This window comes from Streptomyces venezuelae, from assembly GCF_008642375.1.
Classification (GTDB): domain Bacteria; phylum Actinomycetota; class Actinomycetes; order Streptomycetales; family Streptomycetaceae; genus Streptomyces; species Streptomyces venezuelae_G.
The window spans coordinates 6,380,776-6,400,468 of sequence record NZ_CP029194.1; the positions used below are offsets into that span (position 1 = coordinate 6,380,776).

The window sequence follows — 19,693 nt, forward strand, 5'->3', positions numbered from 1 at the left end:
TCGTGGGGCGGGGTATCCGCCTCGTGGGGCGGGGAGTGCTTCTTCGGGCGGGCGGTCGGGGCGGTTACACGACCGCCCCGCGGCCGGGGTCTCCGAAGCCGTCGTCATCGTCGTCGTCGTGCTTCATGCGCGCCACCAGGGTCGCGAAGCCGCCCAGGAAGCCGCCCACGCAGAGCGTCGTCAGCCACCAGGTCATGTCCCACTGGAGCAGGACGGCCAGCAGCATCAGCACCGGACCGCCGACCACGCCGAGCCAGGCGAACTTGGTCGTCGCGTCGGCCTCCGGGAGCGGCGGGGGCTCCGGCGGGACGAAGTGTCCCTCCTCGCCGCCGTCCGGGCCCTCCTCCGGCTCGGCCGGGGAGTAGTCCCGCGGACCGCTCGGGCGGACCCCGGGCGCGAAGACGATAGAGCTGCCCAGTGCGGGCTTCTCCGCTCCGGCCTCCGGCCGCTTGTCGGGATCGGCCGGCGGCTCGCCGTCCGCCCCGGTCGGCCCGGTCGCTCCGGACTCGCCGCCGGACGCGGGGCCCGCCTCGGCACCGGACGTGGCTCCGGATCCGGACGCGGACCCCGACCCCGTACCCGTACCGGACGCCGTACCCGTACCCGTACCCGACCCGGCACCCGTACCGGACGCCGGCCCCGGGCCGGTCCTGGTGTCCGGCTGCGCGGGCTCGTCCTCCGGCTCGGGCAGCGAGAGGGTCTCGATCGGCCGGAACGGCCTCGCCCCCGGGGGATCCGCGGGCTCGTCCCCGTACCCGGCGACGATCGCGGCCCAGGCCGCCTCCTCGTCGATGGGCTGCGGCTCCCGCTCGCCGCCGTCCTGCTGATCAGCCACCGCTGGTGCTCCTCTTCCCGTCGACCGGACTCGGGGCGAGACGCTCGACGAACGCCCAGCTCTCCTCGAAGATCCGCTCCGCGTCATGGTCCAACGTCGCGACGTGGTAGCTCTGTTCCAGCAGGATCTCCCGGACGTCCGTCGAGGACACCCGGCTGAGGATCCGCGCCGAGTCGGCCGGCGGCACCACATGGTCCTGCGGGCTGTGCAGCACGATCAGCGGCTGCGTGACCTGCGGGAGCTCCGCGTCCACCGTGCGGAAGAACTGGCGCAGCGAGTGCGCGGCGTGCAGCGGGACCCGGTCGTAGCCGATCTCCGCCACGCCCTCCTTGGCGATGTCGCTGGCGATGCCGCTCGTCGTGCGGACGAAGTGCCGGGCGACCGGCAGCGCGTGCGCCGCCAGGCCGTGCACCTTGTTTCCCGGGTTGACGAGGACGAGGCCCCGCACGGCGTCCCCGTGCTGCGCGGCGAGGCGCAGCGAGAGCGCGCCGCCCATCGAGAGACCGAAGACGAAGACGGTCTCGCACCGGTCCAGGAGCTCGCGCAGGGCCCGGTCCACCTCCGCGTACCAGTCGCGCCAGGTGGTGAGCTGCATGTCCTCCCAGCGGGTGCCGTGGCCCGGCAGCAGCGGCAGCGACACGGTGAGCCCGCGGGCGGCCAGATACTCGGCCCACGGGCGCATCGACTGCGGGGAACCGGTGAATCCGTGACAGAGAAGGACGCCGACCTCTCCGCCTTCGTGGCGGTACGGCTCGGCTCCGGGAAGGACCGGCACCGGGGTCTCCTGTTCGGTTGCGACTTCGGCGGCTGCGGGTGCGCCGAAGCGACGGAAAATGGGGAAGGACCTTCACGGTACGCGACCGGACCGACACCGACCAGGGCCGCAGCGGGGGCCGTGGCCAGGTACGGGATAAAGTCGTCGCGACGGCACACGGAAGGCATGGCGAGTTGATCTACGGCGCAATGAAGTTCTCCATCGGAGGGTCCCTGAAGCTTGCCTTCCGGCCCTGGGTCGAGGGTTTGGAGAACGTTCCGGCCGACGGTCCCGCGATCCTGGCGAGCAACCACCTCTCCTTCTCGGACTCCTTCTTCCTCCCCGCCGTTCTGGACCGCAAGGTCACCTTCATCGCGAAGGCCGAGTACTTCACCTCCCCGGGCGTGAAGGGCAAGCTCACCGCCGCCTTCTTCAAGGGCGTCGGCCAGCTCCCGGTCGACCGGTCGGGCGCCCGCGGCGCCGGCGAGGCGGCGATCAAGGCCGGCATCGAGGTCATCGAGAGCGGCGGGCTCTTCGGTATCTACCCCGAGGGCACCCGGTCGCCCGACGGCCGCCTCTACCGCGGCAAGCCCGGCGGTCTGGCGCGGGTGGCCCTGGCCACCGGCGCTCCCGTGATCCCGGTCGCCATGATCGACACGGAGAAGATCCAGCCGCCCGGCAAGGTCGTCCCCAAGCTGATGCGCCCGGGCATCCGGATCGGCAAGCCGCTGGACTTCACCCGCTACCAGGGCATGGAGGGGGACCGCTTCATCCTCCGCTCGGTGACCGACGAGGTCATGTACGAGATCATGAAGCTGTCCGGCCAGGAGTACGTCGACATCTACGCGACCGCCGCCAAGCGGCAGATCGCGGACGCGGAGAAGGCGGCCAAGGAGGCCGTCAAGGCCGAGATCGCGGCGCGGGAAGAGTCCGGCGCGTAAGCGGTCCGGCAGGTCAGCACCCCTAGGGGTGTTCGGGGGGTGGGGGAATGGCCAAGCGTGAGCGTGTCGTGCGCATGTCGGTCGAGCAGCCGCTGTGGCGGGCGCTGACCGGCTACCGCGTCCTGACGATGATCTACGCCGTCATGGTGTTCGCCGTCGGGCGGGAGCAGTACGAGCGCCCCTGGATCGGCGTCGGCTATCTGGCGGTGATGTGCGTCTGGACCCTCGCCACCCTCCCCAGGGTGGCGAACGCGGCCAGCTGCACCAAGCCCTTCCTCGGCGCCGACCTCACGATCGCCCTCGTGGGGATCCTGCTCACCCCGCTCGCCGACGCCGACGCCCAGACCTTCGACGGCCCCACCCTGCCGACGATATGGACCGCCGGCTCCGTCCTCGCGTACGCGCTCAAGGGCGGCTGGCGCTGGGCCGGGGTCGCCTCCTCCCTCGTCGCCGTCGCCAACATCGTCGAGCGCGGCCACCCCAGCCGGGACACCGTCCACAACGTGGTGCTCGTCTGGGTGGCCTCCATCGCCATCGGATACGTCGTCGAGGTGGCCCGCGCCTCCGAGCGCACCCTCGCCCGCGCCCTGGAGATCGAGGCCGCGACCCGGGAGCGGGAGCGGCTCGCCCGGGACATCCACGACAGCGTCCTCCAGGTCCTCGCGATGGTGCAGCGGCGCGGCACGGCGATGGGCGGCGAGGCCGCCGAGATCGCCAGGATGGCGGGGGAGCAGGAGGTGGCGCTCCGTACGCTCGTCGCGGGCGGGCTCACCCGGCCCAGCCTGGTCTCGGAGGACGAGTCCGAGGGGGCCGTGGTCCGGGTCGTCGACGTGGACGACGAGCCGGACGACGACACCCCCGTCGATCTGCGCCTCCTGCTCGCCCCGCGCGCCGGGGCGAGGGTCACCCTCTCCGAGCCGGGCGCCCCGGTCCTGCTGCCGCCGCCCGCCGCCCGCGAGATGGCCGCCGCCGTCGGCGCCGCCCTGGACAACGTCCGGGTGCACGCGGGGGAGGACGCCCAGGCCTGGGTCCTGATCGAGGACTGGCCGGACGAGGTGATCGTCACCGTCCGGGACGACGGCCCCGGCATCCCGGAGGGCCGCCTCGCGGAGGCCTGGGGCGAGGGCCGGATGGGGGTCGCCCTCTCCATCCGGGGCAGACTGCGGGACCTGGGCGGCTCGGCCGAGCTGATCTCGGTCCCCGGGCAGGGCACGGAAGTCGAGTTGAAGGTCCCTCGGGGGAAGGCAGGACAGGAAAGATGAGCGAGCAGCAGGCCGAGCGGCAGCGGATCAGGGTGATGGTCGTCGACGACCATCCGATGTGGCGGGACGCGGTCGCCCGCGACCTCGCGGAGGCGGACTTCGACGTGGTCGCCACGGCGGGCGACGGCGAGCAGGCCGTGCGCCGGGCCACGGCCGTCGGTCCCGACGTCCTCGTCCTGGACCTGAACCTGCCGGTCAAGCCGGGCGTCCAGGTCTGCAAGGAGCTCGTCGGCGCGCACCCCGCGCTGCGGGTCCTGGTCCTCTCGGCGAGCGGCGAGCACGCCGACGTCCTGGAGGCGGTCAAGTCCGGTGCCACCGGCTATCTCCTCAAGTCGGCCAGTACCGAGGAGCTCATCGACGCCGTCCGCCGGACGGCCGTCGGCGACCCCGTCTTCACGCCGGGGCTCGCCGGCCTGGTCCTCGGCGAGTACCGCAGGCTGGCCGCCGAGCCCGCCCCGGCGCCCGGCGCCGACGAGCCGAAGGCCCCGCAGCTGACCGAGCGCGAGACCGAGGTCCTGCGCCTCGTCGCCAAGGGGCTCAGCTACAAGCAGATCGCCGAGCGCCTGGTGATCTCGCACCGCACCGTCCAGAACCACGTCCAGAACACGCTCGGCAAGCTCCAGCTGCACAACCGCGTGGAGCTCGTCCGGTACGCCATCGAGCGCGGTCTCGACGACGCGTAAGGAGCAGGACCGGCCCGCGGTACCGGGCGCGGTGACGTGAGGGGCCGTATATTCGCGAGGACCGCGCATATACGGCCCTTCACCGCTTCTGGGGGAATCCCGTGGAAATCCTGGCATTCGGCGTGCAGGCGGACGAGAAGCCCATGCTCGAGAAGGCCTTCGCCGGGCACCACGACGTCCGCTGCCTGGACGTCTTCCTCAACGAGGACACCGCGCCGATCGCGGCGGGCTACGAGGTCATCTCCACCAGCGTCAACGCCAGCCTCGACCACAAGGTCCTGCAGACCCTCGCCGCCGGCGGCACCCAGATGATCGCCCAGCGCTCCACGGGCTTCAACAACATCGACCTGGAGGTCGCCGAGCGGCTCGGCCTCACCGTCGCCCGGGTCTCGTACTACTCCCCGTACTCCGTCGCCGAGTTCGCCTGGACGCTCGCGATGACCGTCAACCGCCGGATCGTCCGCGCCTCCAACCGGACCCGCGACTTCGACTTCCGCCTCGACGGGCTGATGGGCCGCGACCTCCGGGGCCGCACCGTCGGCGTCCTCGGCACCGGCAAGATCGGCGAGGCCTTCACCCGGATCGCCCACGGCTTCGGCATGAAGCTGCTCGGCTGGGACGTCGCCGAGAACCCCGCCTGCGTCGAGCTCGGCATGACGTACGTGGAGAAGGAGCGGATCCTCGCCGAGGCCGACCTCATCAGCCTTCACGTACCGCTGCTGCCGTCCACCCACCGCATCATCGACGCCGCCGCCCTCCGGGCCATGAAGGACGACGCGATCCTGGTGAACTCCAGCCGCGGCGGCCTCATCGACACGGAGGCGCTGGTCGCCGAGCTCAGGAAGGGCCGCTTCGCCGGGGTCGGCCTCGACGTGTACGAGGCGGAGGCCGGGCTCTTCTTCGTCGACAGGTCCCTGGAGGCCGTCGACGACGACACCCTGGCCCGCCTGGTCACCTTCCCGAACGTGGTGGTCACCTCCCACCAGGCGTACTACACCGTCGACGCCGTCAGCCAGATCATCGACACCACGGTCCGGAACGTCCTCGACTACACCGCCGGGCGGCGCAGCGAGAACGTCCTGGTGCCGAGGACCTCCTAGCCTCCTAGGGCCTGTCCGACGGATCAGGGTCGGACAGGCCCTAGACCAGCACTCCCGCGAGAAGCGAGGCGGTCAGGGTCGCCCCGTCCATCGTGAGCACCGACTCCGGGTGGAACTGCACGCCGGCGAAGCCGGGCCCGCGCAGCGCGTGCACCTCGTCGGTCCCCGGGTCGCGGCTGACCTCGATCCGGTGCAGGGCGAGCTCCGTCGCCGTCCGGTCGTCGCAGCGGGCCGTGAAGCTGTTGTAGAAGCCGACCGTCTGCTCCTGCCCGAAGAGGTCGATCCGCAACTGCGCCCCCTGGAACGGGGTCCGCTTGCGGACGATCTCCAGGCCCAGCTCGGCGGCGATCAGCTCGTGCCCCAGGCACACCCCGAGCAGACCGTGCCGGTGGTCCCGCACCAGCTCGGCCGTCAGACCGCGCAGGAAGCGCATCTTCGGATCGGCGGCGTCCGAGGGGTTGCCGGGGCCGGGCCCGAGCACCACCGGCCCCTCGTGGGCGAGGGCCAGCTCCCGCAGCCCCGGCTCGTCGTAGCGGAGCACCGACACCTCGAGGCCCGAGGAGCGCAGGACGTGCGCGAGCATCGCCGTGAACGTGTCCTCGGCGTCGATCACCAGCGCGTGGCCGGACAGCTCCGCCGACTTCACCTGCATCCGCAGCCAGAACGGCGCGAGATCGGCCCGCCGCGCGTCCAGGGCGGCCCGCACGCGCGGATCGTCGGCGAGGCGCGCCGGCGCCGGAGCCGAGGCGCCGCCCGTCGGCCGGCCCTCCCGCACCCCGAGCGCGGTCAGCACCCCGGCCGCCTTGGCGTGCGTCTCGGCCACCTCGCCCGCCGGGTCCGAGTGCCGGACGAGGGTCGCCCCGACGGGCACCCGCAGCCGCCCGCCCGCGTCGATGTCGGCGGTACGGATCAGAATGGGCGAGTCCAGCGTCTGCGCCCCGCTCGCGTCCGTACCGAGCAGCGCGAGCGCGCCCGCGTAGTAGCCGCGCCCGCCGGTCTCGTGACGCTCGATCACCCGGCAGGCGTTCTGCACCGGCGAACCGGTCACGGTCGCCGCGAACATCGTCTCCCGCAGCACCTCCCGCACGTCGAGCGAGGAGCGCCCGCGCAACTCGTACTCGGTGTGCGCGAGATGGGCCATCTCCTTCAGCCGGGGCCCGATCACGACCCCGCCCATGTCGCCCACGGTGCACATCATCTTGAGCTCCTCGTCGACGACCATCGACAGCTCCTCGGTCTCCTTGCGGTCGGCGAGGAAGGCCAGCAGGTCCTCGGGGGTCGGGGAGGCCCCGGCCGGGTAGCGGTAGGTGCCGCTGATCGGGTTCATCACGACCGTGCCGCCCGACATCCGCACGTGCACCTCGGGGCTCGCCCCGACGAGCGTCCGCTCGCCCGTGTGCACGACGAAGGTCCAGTACGCGCCCCGCTCGCCCGCCAGGAGCCGCCGGAACAGGGCGAGCGCGTCGGCCCGCCCGAAGCCGGGGATCTCACCCGTGAACGTCCGCCGGATGACGAAGTTCGCGCCCTCGCCGGAGCCGATCTCCTCGTCGATGACCCGGCGCACGGTCCCGGCGTACTCCTCGTCCGAGACGTCGAACGCGCCGCCCTCGACGCGCACGTCGTGCGCGGGCAGCCGGCTGAGCGCCTCGTCCAGCGGCAGCTCGTACGACTCATCGGCGACGAGCACGGAGAGCGGGGTGCCGTCGTCCCGCACGTCGAAGCCGCGCTCCCGGATCTGCCGGAAGGGCACGAGCGCGAGCGTCGGCAGCGGGCCCACGGGCAGCTCGGCGAGCCGCTCGGCCTCGTGGACCCGGCCGATCAGCACCTCGACGGTGTCGTGGTCACGACCGGGGGTCCGCCTGCGCAGCAGGGCGAAGGGCGGGCAGGAGTCGTCCAGGAGACGGGAGAGGTCCAAGGGGTCCATGGGGTGTGTCGTTCCTTCCGGGTGGAGTACGGAGAGGAGGAACGGCCCCGGGTACGAGAAAAGGCCGCCCCTCGGGCGGCCTTCGCGTGTCGTTCGGTGTACGCGCGATCAGTGGGCCGCCGGATGAGCGGTCCACCACCAGTTCTGGATCTGGGAGTTCTGGATCTGAGGCGCGAACATGTCGAGCACTGTAACCCAGCGGGAAGCCGAGGGGCCACGAAAACGGGGCCCGGTCCGCACCGTGGACGGTGCGAGCCGGGCCCCGAGGCCGCTCTGTGCGAGCTACCCGATCAGAAGATCAGGTTGTAGATCTGCCAGCCGGGGCCGACGTTCACGCGCGTGGCGTACGGCGCGGTGAGGCTGCCGGTGCCCTTGTACGACCAGAGCGTGCCGGAGCCGTCGCGGGCTATCAGGTCGCCCCTGCCGTCGGCGCTCAGGTCGCTCGGACCGACGATGCTGTTGTACGCACCCCAGCCGCCGCCGACCCGGTACCGCGTGGCGAACGGCGTGGTGGCGTTGCCCGTGCCCTGGTACGACCAGAGGACACCGGAGGTGTCGCGGCCGATGAGGTCGGCCTTGCCGTCGCCGGACAGGTCACCGGTGGAGACGATGGCGTTGTACGTCTGCCAGCCGCCGCCGACCCGGAGCCGGGTCGCGAACGGGGTGGCCGGGACGCCGGTGCCCTTGTACAGCCACAGGACACCCGACTTCTCGCGGGCGATCAGGTCGGGCTTGCCGTCGTTGGTCACGTCCCGGACGGCGATGATCCGGTCGTAGATCCCCCAGCCGCCACCGGTCCGCAGCCGCGCCTTGAACGGCGCGGCCGGGTTGCCGCTGCCCTGGTAGTACCAGAGGACACCGGAGGCGTCCCGGGCCACGGCGTCCCCGGTGCCGTCGGCACGGAGAGCGGTCATGGGCGTGATGGCGTTGTAGACCTGCCACCCGGACCCGACCCGGTACCGGTTCAGGAACGGCGCGGAGGCGTTGCCGGTGCCCTGGTACTGCCAGAGGACACCGGAGGCGTCACGGGCGAGGACGTTGTAGCGGTTGGTGGCGTTCACCGCCGGGGCCGGGGCGGACTCGACGACGTCCGAGGCCTTCACCCACGCCATGCGGTGGTTGTAGCGGATCGGGATGTACATGTCGGTGCCGACGACGTTCGTCTGGGCGGAGCCGAAGTAGTCGTCGCCCTTCACCGCCGGGCCGGCCTTCACGTACGCGCCGCCGGCGCCGAAGGAGTACAGCGACAGGTAGTTGGGGTTGTCCGTGGGCGCGGTGACGCCGTTGGTGCCGGGGTACGCGGCCTTCTCGGGGAAGGCGCGGCCGTAGATCAGCGGCGTCTTGCCGGCCGCGGCCTTCAGGACCCGCTGCGAGGTGTCCTTGACGACGGACGTGTACTGGCCGCCCGGGTTGTAGAACCAGGCCTTCTGGCCGCCGTACCAGATCTGCGTCCAGTTGGTCTGGACGGCCGACACGACGTAGGTGCCGCCCGCGCGGACCTTGTTGCCCCAGTTGGGGCCGTCGCTCCACAGGACGTTGGGGATGTACGCGTCCTTGATCGGCGTCGTGGTCGACGGCGTCTCGTAGAGGTAGCCGAAGTTGGCCGGCTGGGCGGGGACGGTGCTGCCGCCGTAGGTGATCTTCGGCTGGTTCGCCGAGGTGTAGGGCGGGACGACACGGACCAGCTGGCCGGGCTGGAGCAGACCGCCGGCGCCGCCGGCACCGGTCGGGGCGCCGAGGAGGGACATGTAGTGGTTCCAGTCCCAGAACGGACCGGCGTCCCAGTGCATCCCCGCGACCTTGGCGTTGACGTGGCCCGGGACCTCGTCGTGGCCGATGATGTGCTCACGGTCCAGCGGGATGCCGTACTCGGTCGCGAGGAACTTCACCAGCTTCGCGGAGGACTCGTACTGGGGCTCGGTGTACCACTTGCCATCCTTGATGGCGTAGCCCTCGTGCTCCACGCCGATGGCGTGCATGTTGTCGGTCCAGTTGCCCGCGTGCCACGCGATGTTCTTGTTCTCGACCATCTGGGTGACCAGACCGTCGCTCGCGCGGATCAGGTAGTGGGCGCTGCCCTTGGCCGTCGCGCTCTGGAAGGTCGCGATGGTGCCCTCGTAGCTGCCCTCGGTGTCGTGGATCACGATCCGGCGGACGTCCAGCTGGGTGTTCTTGGCCCGGTTGGCGAGCGTGTAGTTCCGCTGCCCGGTGCTCGGGACCTCGGCCGGGCGGTAGTCGCAGACCAGGCCGGTCGGCGGGCACTCGGGCGTCGGGGTGTCCGTGGTGCTCGCGAAGCTCGCGGCCAGCGGCACGTTCGACGGCTTGGCGGGCTCCACCTCGGGCGCGGCCGGCAGCGTGACCGGCTGGCCCTCGGTCGTGAGCGCGCGCTCACCCGTCTTGATCGACTCGAAGACGCGCTCCGCGAAGAGGTCGGCGCCCTTCCGGTCGGGGGACTGGCTGTAGCGGGCCACGGCCGGGTACCAGTCGGCCGGGTCCTCGGAGAGCTCGGCGCCGGCCTGCTTCTGGTACTCGGCGAGCAGCGCGGCACCGGCACGGATCGAGGCGGCGGTGTCGTTCTTCACGGCGTCGGCGGAGCTGTCGATCAGCCCGGCGGCCTTGTCCAGGGTGTGCAGCCGCGGGTCGTCGGTGTCGACGGTCTCCTTCGGCAGTGCCGCCAGGGCCTTGGCCTCGTCGAAGGTCTTCTCGATCTCGGCCTTGCCGCTCGCGTTCAGGTGCGCGAGGCGCTCCTTCACGTCGTGCTGCTCGACGTCCTCGGCATCGACGTCCGTCAGGCCCATGACGTTGTAAGCGCCGGTCGTGCTCGGCAGCCCGTCGTGCGACTCCCAGCGCGTCTGGCGGTACGACACCGCCATCAGCACGCTCTGCGGCACATCGAACTCGCGCGCCGCGTTTGCGAACTGCGACTGGAGGGAAACGTCACCAGCAGCAGCCTTGGCGTCGCCCGTCCCGCCGAGGAGGCCCGGGGACGCGACCGCGATGGTGCCGAGCGTGGCAGTGGCGACGACCGCGGCCGCCGCTCCGTACATGAGACGTTTCTTCTTAAGGTCCCTGCGGTGACTCCGGGTCACGCCCACCCCTGTGATTCGACTGTCAACTAGTGAAACGGGCCAGAGGGTAACACCACCTGAAGGCGTGAAGATCGCCGGCGGACATTTCGGGCGCGCGTCTCAGTCACTGGGCAGGGGGCCGAGATGGGGCGAAGGACCCCGTAATGTAGTGAGCGTGACCGTGAACGCTGATACCCACGCCGTCGCCAAGGCGACCTGGCGAGACCTGCCCGCGGCGCAGCAGCCCGAGTACCCCGATGCCGAGGCTCTGCGCGATGTGATCGCGGACCTCGAGTCGTATCCTCCGCTCGTCTTCGCCGGCGAGTGTGACCAGCTGCGCGCCCGGATGGGAGCCGTCGCCCGTGGCGAGGCGTTCCTGCTCCAGGGCGGCGACTGCGCCGAGGCTTTCGACGCCGTGTCCGCCGACCACATCCGGGCCAAGCTCAAGACGCTGCTCCAGATGAGCGCCGTCCTCACCTACGCGGCCTCCGTGCCCGTGGTGAAGGTCGGCCGCATCGCCGGCCAGTACTCGAAGCCCCGCTCCAAGGGGACCGAGACCCGCGACGGCGTGACCCTGCCGACGTACCGGGGCGACTCGGTCAACGGCTTCGGCTTCGACGAGAAGTCCCGTATCCCGGACCCCGAGCGCCTGAAGCGGATGTACAACGCCTCCGCCTCCACGCTCAACCTGGTGCGAGCCTTCACCACCGGTGGCTACGCCGACCTGCGCCAGGTGCACGCCTGGAACCAGGACTTCGTGAAGTCGTCCCCCTCGGGCCAGCGCTACGAGCAGCTGGCGCGGGAGATCGACAACGCGCTGAACTTCATGAAGGCCTGTGGCACCGACCCGGCCGAGTTCAAGGCCGTCGAGTTCTACGCCTCCCACGAGGCGCTGCTGCTCGACTACGAGGGCGCCCTGACCCGTACGGACTCGCGCACCGGCAAGCTGTACGACACCTCCGGCCACATGGTCTGGGTCGGTGAGCGCACCCGCCAGCTGGACCACGCGCACATCGAGTTCTGCTCGCAGATCGCCAACCCGATCGGCATCAAGCTCGGCCCGACCACCACGGTGGACGAGGCGCTGACGTACATCGACCGCCTCGACCCGGACCGCGAGCCGGGCCGGCTGACCTTCATCGTCCGCATGGGCGCCGACAAGGTCCGCGACAAGCTCCCCGAGCTCGTCGAGAAGGTCACCGCCTCGGGCGCGGTCGTCGCCTGGGTCACCGACCCGATGCACGGCAACACCTTCGAGGCCGCCTCCGGCCACAAGACGCGCCGTTTCGACGACGTGCTCGACGAGGTCAAGGGCTTCTTCGAGGTCCACAAGGAGCTCGGCACCCACCCGGGCGGCATCCACGTCGAGCTCACCGGTGACGACGTCACCGAGTGCGTGGGCGGCGGCGACGAGATCTTCGTCGACGACCTGCACCAGCGCTACGAGACGGCCTGCGACCCGCGCCTCAACCGGAGCCAGTCGCTCGACCTGGCGTTCCTGGTGGCGGAGATGTACCGCGACCAGTGATGTGATCAGTCGGTAGGTATCTACGACGATGGGGCGCGGATCCATGTGATCCGCGCCCCATCGTCGTATCCAGGGCTTTTGAGGCTCCGGCCCGCCGGGTAAGGTTAGGTTAGCCTTATCGATCTCGGCGGGAGGTGAACCGCGTGTACGTCTGCTCATGCTTCGGTGTCACGGAGAAGCAGGTCAAGGAGCACGCGGACGCGGGCGCCTGCACGCCGCGCCAGATCGCCTCGGCCTGCAAGGCCGGGACGGACTGCGGTTCCTGCGTCCGCCGCATTCAGGCCATCCTCGGGCGTGGCAACTGCCCCCGCCGCGAGCTCCTGGACCAGGGCATGCCGGCGCTGACCGCGGAGACCTACACGGAGCTCGACGAGGCCGCCTAGGGGTCTGCTAGCTCGGCTGCTCGATCAGGGTCGAGATGTAGAGCGCCTCGCCCAGGGACTCGATCAGCTCCAGCTGCGTGTCCAGGTAGTCGATGTGGTGCTCCTCGTCGGCGAGGATCTCCTCGAAGAGGTTGGCGGACGTGATGTCCCCCTTGGCGCGCATGACCTCGATCCCACGCTTGAGGCGGTCGATCGCCTCCACCTCGACCTGGCGGTCCGCCTGGAACATCTCGGTGATCGTCTGTCCGACCCGGACGTGGAAGAGCCGCTGGTAGTTGGGCAGACCGTCGAGCATCAGGATGCGCTCGGTGATCTTGTCCGCGTGCTTCATCTCATCGATGGACTCTTCGCGGGTGTACTTGGCGAGCTTCGTCCACCCCTTGTTGTCCTGGATGCGGTAGTGCAGCCAGTACTGGTTGATGGCCGTCAGCTCGCCGGTCAGCTGCTCGTTGAGAAACTCGAGGACCTCGGGGTCGCCCTGCATCGCAGAGGCTCCTTCCACTTCCACGTTGCGTGTCTGTGCCGTCACTGGGCAGGATGGCCGCATCCTCGCACCCCGAATGGGGGGCGTCCAGTAAGTGCAGGCTTAGTGGGAGTTGCCCGAATCTCGGACAGGTGGGAGGTTGGCTGGTCATGACCACCCCTCGCCGTCTGTCACCATGGATGACATGGGTCAGCCGGAGAGCGGAGAACGCCGGGAAGGGGAAGCGGGGGAGCCGGATCGTTCGCCGGATCTTCCGCCGGGTCAGCGGCTGCAGCGCGGCTGGCCGGTCACGCACTACGGGCCCGTCCCCAAGTTCAAGCCGGACCGCTGGGAGTTCCGCGTCTTCGGCGCGACGGCGGACGGCGACAAGCGGTGCTGGAACCACGAGGAGTTCTCGGCCCTGCCGTTCTCCACGGTCGTGGCCGATCTGCACTGCGTCACGAAATTCAGCATGCTCGGGGCCGAATGGGGTGGGGTGCCCGCCCGGACCATCCTCGAACTGGCTCCGCCCGCGCCGCAGGTCACGCATGTGATGGTCTGGGCCGAGTACGGCTACAGCGCCAACATGCGGCTCGCCGACTTCGCCGCGGACCGCTCGATCTTCGCCACCCACAAGGGCGGCGAGCTGCTCACCGCCGAGCACGGCTTCCCGCTGCGGCTCGTCGTCCCGCACCTGTACGCCTGGAAGGGGCCCAAGTGGGTCCGGGGCGTGGAGTACATGGCCGCCGACCGCCGGGGCTTCTGGGAGGAGCGCGGCTACCACAACCTCGGTGACCCGTGGACGGAGCAGCGCTACTCGTACCAGGAGGAACCGGGAGACGGCCCGGAGCTGTAGTGCTCCGGACCGCCGGGGTGCGTCTCGGCCGGTTCGTTCAGTGGTGGTACTGGTGGACCACCGCGTGGCCCTTGCCGCGGCCGATCAGCCACTTGTTCACCGGGGTGGTGATCACGAACGCGGCGGCCAGCGCGATGGCCAGCACGATCCAGAACAGCGGCGCGTTCAGATGCGCGTCCATGGCGCCCGGCCAGAGGGCGATGACGCCGTTGTCGATGATCTCCATGACGGTGATCGAGAGGGTGTCGGCGGCCAGCGCGACCTTGAAGGCCGTCCTGAAGTCGACGCCGGCGGCAAGGATGCTGCGCAGGGTGAACGCGTAGCCGAAGAAGAAGGCCAGGCTGATCGCGAGGATCATCGTCTGGACGTTGCCCCAGCCGAGCGCCGTGCCGATGACCATGCCGAGCACCTCGCCGATGGCGCAGCCGGTGAGGCAGTGCAGCGTGGCCTTGGCGGCCATGGCCCAGGAGGCCTTGCCGGGGCTGTGCCCCTGGCCGTGGTGGCCGTGGTGACCGCTGCGGTCCTGGTCCTCGCCGTGCTGCTCGCCGTGGTTCTCGTGGCCTGCGTGACCCTCGTGGGTGCTGTGGTCGTGACGGGCGTGCGCTTCGTGCTGCATGGGTGCCCCCAAGCTCGGGTAGCGGTTCCTGCCGATACAGGAACCGTATACCCCCCTGGGGTATTCCTCAACAGGGAATGCGCGCCCCGGTCAGCCCCGCAGCTTCTTCAGGAGCTCCACGTCGGCGACGTGTCCCTCCGTGCCGCCCGGGGTCTCGATGATCAGCGGCACCCCGTCCGTCGCCGGGTGGCGCAGCAGTGCGCGGAAGGCGTCCTCGCCGATGTGACCGGCGCCGATGTTGGCGTGACGGTCCTTGTGGGCGCCCACGACGTCCTTCGAGTCGTTGGCGTGGATCAGCTTCAGCCGGCCCTCGCCGACGGTCGCCACCAGCTCGTCGAGCGTCCGCACCGCGCCGCCCGGCTCCGTGAGATCGTGGCCCGCCGCGAAGATGTGGCAGGTGTCGAGGCAGATGCCGAGCTTCGGGTGGTGGTCGAGCGCGTCGAAGTACGGGCCGAAGTCCTCCGCGCGTGAGCAGAGCGAGAAGCCCTGGCCGGCCGTCGACTCCAGGAGCAGGTACGGGTCGTCCGCGTGGGTCAGCTCGTCGAGGAGCGGCAGCATCCGCTCCCGTACCTGGGCGAGGGCCACCTCGCGCGGGCGGCCCGCGGTCGCCGAACCGGTGTGCACCACCACACCCTTCGCGCCGATCTCGCGGCCCCGGCGCAGCGAGTGCCGCAGCGACTCGACCGACTTCTCCACGGTGGCCTCGGTGTGGGAGCCGAAGTTGATCAGGTACGGGGCGTGGACCCAGGCCGAGATCGACTCGGCCTCGCACTCCGCCCGGAAGCGCTCGTCCTGGGCCGGGTTGCCGACCGGCGTGGCCCAGCCGCGCGGGTTGGCGACGAAGACCTGAACGGTCTCGGCGCCGAGGACGCGGGCGTAGGCGAGGCCGGTCGTGGCGAGGCCACCGGCCACGGGGACGTGACCGCCGACGGGGTTGCGCATGAGCTCTAGAGTCCCTTGATCGTGATGGTGACGGTGGAGCCCTCGGGGGCGGTCTCGCCGCCCTCCACGGACTGGCTCGCGACCGTGTCACCGAGGAAGGGGAAGGACTTCTTGACCTCCACCTCGAAGCCCGCGTCCTCCAGGATCGTCCGGGCGTCCTCGGTGCTCTCCTCCGTGACGTCCGGGACCTCGATCAGCTTCGGGCCCTTGGAGACGGTGAGGGTGATCGTGTCGCCCTCGGCTGCCCGGCTCCCCTCGGCGAGGGACTGGGCGGCGACCGTGCCGGCGTCCTCGGGCGAGTGGATCCGCTCCGGCGCGACCCGCACGGTGAGGCCGGCCTCCTGGAGCGTGGCCGTGGCGTCGGCGACGGTCTCGGCGGTGACGTCGGGCACGTCGATCGGGGAACCCTTGCTGACCACCAGGGCGACGGCCGAATCGGGGCGGCGCTCGGTGCCGGGCTCGGGGTCGGAGCCGATCACGGCGCCCTGGGCGACGGAGTCGCTGAACTCGTTCGTGACCACCCCGGGGGCCAGCCCCTCCTTCTTGAGGATGGCCTTGGCCTCGGCGAGCGGCTTGTTCCTGAGGTTCGGCACCTTCACGATCTCGGGGCCGCGCGAGAGCGTGAAGGTGACCGTGGCGTTGCCCCGGACGCGCTCGCCGGGGGCGGGGGTGACGGCCATGACCGTGCCGCGCTCGTACACGTCGCTGAAGGCACGTTTCGTCGTGCCGACGTCCAGACCGGCGTCCTTGATCCGCTGCGTCGCGGCGGCCTCGGTCTGGCCGAGGACGGCCGGGACGCGCGTGAACTGGCCGGAATTGATGTACCAGACACCGGTGCCGAGACCGAGCGCGAGCAGGACGCCGAGGACGATCAGGAGCGGGCCGCGGGGGGCTCGCGCGACGAGGGGGGCTCGCCGGCGGGGCGCGGCAGGGGGCGCCTCCGGGGCCGGCAGCCGGTTCGTGTGCTGCACGTCCTGGACGTCCGACGCGACCGGTACGACGCGGGCGATCACGCTCGTCCGGTCCTCGGCGGTGTCCCGGGTCTCGGAGCGCGCCTGCGGCGGCTCGGCGTCCAGCTGCTCGTCGCCGAGCCCCGCGCGGGCCTCCCGGACCAGGGCGAGCAGCGCGACGGCGTCGTGCGGACGGAGGTCGGCGTTGCGGGCGGTGGCCGCCGCGACCAGCTCGTCCAGCTCCAGGGCGAGCCCGGGGACGGTGGCGGAAGGGGCGGGCACATCGGTGTGGAGGTGCTGGTAGAGGACCTGGGCCGGGGTGTCGCCCGCGTGGGGCTTGCCGCCGGTCAGCATCTCGTACAGCACGACACCGCAGGCGTACACGTCGGCACGGGTGTCGGCCGTGCCGTGCTCGATCTGCTCCGGCGCCAGGTACGAGACCGTGCCGAGGACCGAGCCGGTGGTGGCGGTCGCCGAGCCCACGGCCCGTACGAGACCGAAATCGGCCACCTTGACCCGGCCGTCGTCCCCTATCAGGACGTTCTCGGGCTTCATGTCCCGGTGCACGAACCCGGCCCGGTGCGCGGCGCCCAGCGCGGCGAGGACCGGCTCCAGGATGTCGAGCGCGGCGCGGGGCGCGAGGGCGCCGCGCTCGCGCAGGACGTCGCGGAGGGTGCAGCCGGCGACGTACTCCATCGCCAGGTAGACGTACGCGCCCTCGGCGCCCTGGTCGAAGACGCCCACGACGTTCGGGTGGGCGAGCCGGGCGACGGACTTCGCCTCGCGGATGAACCGCTCCACGAAGGCGGCGTCCGTCGCGAGGGCGGGGTGCATCACCTTGAGCGCGAGGACGCGGTCGAGGCGGGTGTCGACGGCCCGGTAGACCGTGGCCATCCCGCCGACGGCGATGCGCGCGTCGACGCGGTAGCGGCCGTCGAGCAGCCGCCCGACGAGGGGGTCCTGAAGGGTCGTGTCCACGGCGACGAGTCTACGAGCCGTGGACACGGCCCCTGCGCGGATGTCCCGGTCTGCAGCGCAGCTGTGACGAGCGCCGCGGCCGGAGCGGTCAGAACGCGGGGCGTTCCGGGTCCAGGTGGGGACGGCCCTCCACCGGGGACGAGGCCTCCGCGAAGTGGCGGCGGGGGATGCGGCCCGCGCGGTGGGCGAGGCGGCCCGCCTCCACCGCGTGCCGCATCGCCGACGCCATGAGCACCGGCTCCTGCGCCCGGGTCACCGCCGAGGCCAGCATCACCGCCGCGCACCCCAGCTCCATCGCGAGCGCCGCGTCCGAGGCCGTGCCCGCCCCGGCGTCCAGGATCACCGGCACCCCCGCCCGCTCCGTGATCAGCTGGAAGTTGTGCGGATTGCGGATGCCGAGCCCCGAGCCGATCGGGGAGCCGAGCGGCATGATCGCCGCGCACCCCACGTCCTCCAGCTTCCGAGCGAGGACCGGGTCGTCGTTCGTGTAGGGCAGGACGGTGAAGCCGTCGTCCACGAGCGTCTCGGCCGCGGCGAGGAGCTCCTCGCCGTCCGGCAGCAGCGTCCGCTCGTCGGCGACGACCTCCAGCTTGATCCAGTCGGTGCCGAGCGCCTCCCGGGCGAGCCGGGCGGTCAGGACCGCCTCGCCTGCCGTGAAACAGCCCGCCGTGTTCGGCAGGACCCGGATGCCGAGCCGCTCCAGGACGGAGAGGACCGAGCCCTGCACCGTCGGGTCGAGCCGCCGCATCGCGACGGTGGTCAGCTCGGTGCCGCTGGCGACCAGCGAGCGTTCCAGGACGTCGAGGCTCGGCGCGCCGCCGGTGCCCATGATCAGGCGGGAGGAGAACTCCGTACCCCCGAGGACGAACAGGTCGTCGGACATCGCGCTCAGCCTCCCTGCACCGCGGTCAGGACCTCGACCCGGTCGCCCTCGCCGAGCAGCGTCGCCGCCCACTCGCTGCGCGGGACGACCGCCTCGTTGACGGCGGCCGCGACACCGGACGGGGCCGTGCTCAGGGTCGCGACGAGGGCGTCGAGGGAGACGGGGCCGGGGAGCTCGCGCGCCTCTCCGTTCACGGACACGTTCATGCGGGCTGCTCCAGACGGATGGGCGAGAAACGGCGGGGGGTGAAGGGGCGCGCCTCCTCGGGGAGGGTGCCCGTGGTGAGCAGCTCCGCCATGACGTCGCCGGTGAGGGGGGTGAGCAGCACCCCGTTGCGGTAGTGGCCGGTGGCCAGGTGCAGGCCGGGCAGGGCGCTGGGGCCGAGCAGCGGCGCGTTGTCCGGGGACGCGGGGCGCAGTCCGGCCAGCGTCTCGGTGAGTGGCAGTTCGGTGATGCCGGGGACGAGCTCGTGGGCGTCGCGCAGCAGCTCGTACACCCCGCCGGCCGTCACCGTGGTGTCCCAGCCGAGCTCCTCGCTGGTCGCGCCGACGACGAGCTCGCCGCTCTCGCGCGGTACGAGGTAGACGTGGCTGCCGCGGACGACGGCCCGGACGGTGCGGGAGAGGAAGGGGGCGTACGCGGCCGGGATCCGCAGCCGCAGGACCTGGCCCTTCACGGGGCGGACCGGCGGCAGCACCTCGTCCGGCACGCCCGCGAGCCGCCCGCTCAGGCTGCCCGCGGCCAGCACGACCTGGTCGGCCGTCAGCTCCTCGCCGTCGGCGAGCAGGACCCCGCGGGCCCGGTCGCGGACGACCGTGAGGCGCTCCGCGAGGACGCGGTGGAAGGCCACCCCGGCCCGCTCGCAGGCGAGCAGGAGCGCGGCGGCCAGCCGGCGCGGGTCGACCTGGTGGTCGCCGTCCACGCGCAGCCCGCCGCGCACACCGGGGGCGAGCATCGGTTCCAGCCGCCGGCACTCGCGCCCGCTCAGCCACTCCGAGGCGAGGCCGCAGCGGGTCTGGAGGGCGTGGAGCTCGCGCAGATGGGCCCGGTCGTCGGCGTCGAGGGCGACGGCGAGGGTCCCGCAGGCGCGGTAGCCCACGTCGTGACCGGTGGACTCCTCCAGTTCGGCGACGAACGCGGGATAGCGCGCGGCGGAGGCGAGGTTGATCCCGAGCAGGGTCTCCTCGCCGTAGTGGAGCTCGGTGACGGCGGCGAGCATCCCGGCCGCGACCCGCGCGGCGCCGCCGCCCGGGTCCGGGTCGACCACGGCGGTGCGCAGCCCGCGCCGCGCGGCCCGCCAGGCCGTGACCAGGCCGATGATGCCGCCCCCGACCACGAGGACATCGGAAGAACGCATGGGCGTCCAGCCCCTCCCTTCGCCGGCATGACCCGGATCAGGTTCGTACGGTCGGAGGCCGCCCAGCCTCCCTCTCAGCCCGGTGCGTCCGGGCTCCCGCGAGTGCTTTACGCCCGCCAGACTAGCTTCCGCCTCCGGCCGGACACAGACCCCTCCCCGGACGCTCCCCG

General features: G+C 71.6%; 19 protein-coding genes and 1 riboswitch. Of the genes, 7 read left to right on the forward strand and 12 right to left on the reverse strand.

Annotated features, from left to right (window positions below; genetic code table 11):
- Positions 1-64: 64 nt before the first annotated feature.
- Both DEJ46_RS29200 and DEJ46_RS29205 read right to left on the reverse strand, forming a co-directional pair.
- Complete coding sequence (locus tag DEJ46_RS29200) at positions 65-835, reverse strand: hypothetical protein (protein WP_150271099.1); 771 nt, start codon at positions 833-835, stop codon at positions 65-67.
- The gene (locus DEJ46_RS29205; protein ID WP_150271101.1) at positions 828-1,610 is read right to left on the reverse strand and encodes an alpha/beta hydrolase; all 783 of its coding nucleotides are present in this window, start codon (positions 1,608-1,610) and stop codon (positions 828-830) included. Before DEJ46_RS29205 ends, DEJ46_RS29200 begins: the two co-directional genes overlap by 8 nt.
- Positions 1,611-1,798: 188 nt before the next feature.
- Here DEJ46_RS29205 and DEJ46_RS29210 point away from each other — a divergent pair, with 188 nt between their 5' ends.
- From DEJ46_RS29210 to DEJ46_RS29225, 4 genes are all read left to right on the forward strand, one after another.
- The gene (locus DEJ46_RS29210; RefSeq protein WP_150271103.1) at positions 1,799-2,530 is read left to right on the forward strand and encodes a lysophospholipid acyltransferase family protein; all 732 of its coding nucleotides are present in this window, start codon (positions 1,799-1,801) and stop codon (positions 2,528-2,530) included.
- Positions 2,531-2,577: 47 nt separating this feature from the next.
- Positions 2,578-3,792 (forward strand): MacS family sensor histidine kinase, encoded by a 1,215-nt coding sequence (gene macS / locus DEJ46_RS29215; protein WP_150271105.1) that lies wholly within the window; start codon positions 2,578-2,580, stop codon positions 3,790-3,792.
- Positions 3,789-4,475, forward strand: a complete 687-nt coding sequence (locus DEJ46_RS29220) for a response regulator (RefSeq protein ID WP_150271107.1) — start codon at positions 3,789-3,791, stop codon at positions 4,473-4,475. The genes macS and DEJ46_RS29220 overlap by 4 nt, the downstream gene beginning before the upstream one ends.
- A gap of 101 nt (positions 4,476-4,576) precedes the next feature.
- On the forward strand, positions 4,577-5,575 hold the full coding sequence (locus DEJ46_RS29225; protein WP_150271109.1) for a 2-hydroxyacid dehydrogenase: 999 nt from the start codon (positions 4,577-4,579) through the stop codon (positions 5,573-5,575).
- 40 nt (positions 5,576-5,615) lie between these two features.
- On the opposite strand, the gene DEJ46_RS29230 is transcribed toward DEJ46_RS29225, so the two are convergent.
- The 3 genes from DEJ46_RS29230 to DEJ46_RS29240 form a co-directional block, all read right to left on the reverse strand.
- Positions 5,616-7,499, reverse strand: a complete 1,884-nt coding sequence (locus DEJ46_RS29230; RefSeq protein ID WP_190622954.1) for an anthranilate synthase family protein — start codon at positions 7,497-7,499, stop codon at positions 5,616-5,618.
- A 108-nt stretch (positions 7,500-7,607) separates the two neighbouring features.
- The gene (locus DEJ46_RS40955; protein WP_223835510.1) at positions 7,608-7,679 is read right to left on the reverse strand and encodes a trp operon leader peptide; all 72 of its coding nucleotides are present in this window, start codon (positions 7,677-7,679) and stop codon (positions 7,608-7,610) included.
- 110 nt (positions 7,680-7,789) lie between these two features.
- The gene (locus DEJ46_RS29240) at positions 7,790-10,546 is read right to left on the reverse strand and encodes an N-acetylmuramoyl-L-alanine amidase (protein ID WP_223835193.1); all 2,757 of its coding nucleotides are present in this window, start codon (positions 10,544-10,546) and stop codon (positions 7,790-7,792) included.
- 202 nt (positions 10,547-10,748) lie between these two features.
- On the opposite strand from DEJ46_RS29240, the gene DEJ46_RS29245 reads away from it, so the two are divergent.
- The gene (locus tag DEJ46_RS29245; RefSeq protein ID WP_190622955.1) at positions 10,749-12,095 is read left to right on the forward strand and encodes a class II 3-deoxy-7-phosphoheptulonate synthase; all 1,347 of its coding nucleotides are present in this window, start codon (positions 10,749-10,751) and stop codon (positions 12,093-12,095) included.
- A gap of 134 nt (positions 12,096-12,229) precedes the next feature.
- On the forward strand, positions 12,230-12,478 hold the full coding sequence (locus DEJ46_RS29250; RefSeq protein ID WP_150271117.1) for a bacterioferritin-associated ferredoxin: 249 nt from the start codon (positions 12,230-12,232) through the stop codon (positions 12,476-12,478).
- A gap of 7 nt (positions 12,479-12,485) precedes the next feature.
- On the opposite strand, the gene bfr is transcribed toward DEJ46_RS29250, so the two are convergent.
- The gene (bfr, locus tag DEJ46_RS29255) at positions 12,486-12,962 is read right to left on the reverse strand and encodes a bacterioferritin (RefSeq protein WP_024755581.1); all 477 of its coding nucleotides are present in this window, start codon (positions 12,960-12,962) and stop codon (positions 12,486-12,488) included.
- Positions 12,963-13,146: 184 nt separating this feature from the next.
- On the opposite strand from bfr, the gene DEJ46_RS29260 reads away from it, so the two are divergent.
- On the forward strand, positions 13,147-13,797 hold the full coding sequence (locus DEJ46_RS29260; RefSeq protein ID WP_150271119.1) for a sulfite oxidase-like oxidoreductase: 651 nt from the start codon (positions 13,147-13,149) through the stop codon (positions 13,795-13,797).
- Positions 13,798-13,834: 37 nt separating this feature from the next.
- Here the strand turns inward: DEJ46_RS29260 and DEJ46_RS29265 are convergent, their stop codons facing one another.
- From DEJ46_RS29265 to thiO, 6 genes are all read right to left on the reverse strand, one after another.
- Positions 13,835-14,413, reverse strand: coding sequence for a DUF4396 domain-containing protein (locus tag DEJ46_RS29265; protein WP_150271121.1), 579 nt, complete (start codon positions 14,411-14,413; stop codon positions 13,835-13,837).
- Positions 14,414-14,503: 90 nt separating this feature from the next.
- Positions 14,504-15,355, reverse strand: a complete 852-nt coding sequence (locus DEJ46_RS29270) for a deoxyribonuclease IV (protein ID WP_150271123.1) — start codon at positions 15,353-15,355, stop codon at positions 14,504-14,506.
- Positions 15,356-15,360: 5 nt separating this feature from the next.
- The gene (gene pknB, locus DEJ46_RS29275; protein ID WP_190622957.1) at positions 15,361-17,283 is read right to left on the reverse strand and encodes a Stk1 family PASTA domain-containing Ser/Thr kinase; all 1,923 of its coding nucleotides are present in this window, start codon (positions 17,281-17,283) and stop codon (positions 15,361-15,363) included.
- Positions 17,284-17,371: 88 nt separating this feature from the next.
- Complete coding sequence (locus DEJ46_RS29280) at positions 17,372-18,166, reverse strand: thiazole synthase (RefSeq protein ID WP_150271125.1); 795 nt, start codon at positions 18,164-18,166, stop codon at positions 17,372-17,374.
- A 5-nt stretch (positions 18,167-18,171) separates the two neighbouring features.
- The gene (thiS, locus tag DEJ46_RS29285; protein WP_150271127.1) at positions 18,172-18,372 is read right to left on the reverse strand and encodes a sulfur carrier protein ThiS; all 201 of its coding nucleotides are present in this window, start codon (positions 18,370-18,372) and stop codon (positions 18,172-18,174) included.
- Positions 18,369-19,523: a glycine oxidase ThiO gene (thiO, locus tag DEJ46_RS29290; RefSeq protein ID WP_150271128.1), complete on the reverse strand. Its 1,155-nt coding sequence runs from the start codon at positions 19,521-19,523 to the stop codon at positions 18,369-18,371. Before thiO ends, thiS begins: the two co-directional genes overlap by 4 nt.
- A riboswitch (TPP riboswitch) is annotated at positions 19,521-19,633 on the reverse strand. (Overlaps the previous gene by 3 nt.)
- Positions 19,634-19,693 lie beyond the last annotated feature (60 nt).

Excerpts from the sequence above, each read along its gene's own strand:
- thiO (WP_150271128.1), bottom strand. The coding sequence starts at position 19,523 with ATGCGTTCTTCCGATGTCCTCGTGGTCGGGGGCGGCATCATCGGCCTG.
- DEJ46_RS29230 (WP_190622954.1), bottom strand. The coding sequence starts at position 7,499 with ATGGACCCCTTGGACCTCTCCCGTCTCCTGGACGACTCCTGCCCGCCC.
- DEJ46_RS29270 (WP_150271123.1), bottom strand. The coding sequence starts at position 15,355 with ATGCGCAACCCCGTCGGCGGTCACGTCCCCGTGGCCGGTGGCCTCGCC.
- bfr (WP_024755581.1), bottom strand. The coding sequence starts at position 12,962 with ATGCAGGGCGACCCCGAGGTCCTCGAGTTTCTCAACGAGCAGCTGACC.
- DEJ46_RS29260 (WP_150271119.1), top strand. The coding sequence starts at position 13,147 with ATGGGTCAGCCGGAGAGCGGAGAACGCCGGGAAGGGGAAGCGGGGGAG.
- DEJ46_RS29210 (WP_150271103.1), top strand. The coding sequence starts at position 1,799 with ATGAAGTTCTCCATCGGAGGGTCCCTGAAGCTTGCCTTCCGGCCCTGG.
- DEJ46_RS29280 (WP_150271125.1), bottom strand. The coding sequence starts at position 18,166 with ATGTCCGACGACCTGTTCGTCCTCGGGGGTACGGAGTTCTCCTCCCGC.
- macS (WP_150271105.1), top strand. The coding sequence starts at position 2,578 with ATGGCCAAGCGTGAGCGTGTCGTGCGCATGTCGGTCGAGCAGCCGCTG.
- DEJ46_RS29220 (WP_150271107.1), top strand. The coding sequence starts at position 3,789 with ATGAGCGAGCAGCAGGCCGAGCGGCAGCGGATCAGGGTGATGGTCGTC.
- DEJ46_RS29240 (WP_223835193.1), bottom strand. The coding sequence starts at position 10,546 with ATGTACGGAGCGGCGGCCGCGGTCGTCGCCACTGCCACGCTCGGCACC.
- thiS (WP_150271127.1), bottom strand. The coding sequence starts at position 18,372 with ATGAACGTGTCCGTGAACGGAGAGGCGCGCGAGCTCCCCGGCCCCGTC.
- DEJ46_RS29265 (WP_150271121.1), bottom strand. The coding sequence starts at position 14,413 with ATGCAGCACGAAGCGCACGCCCGTCACGACCACAGCACCCACGAGGGT.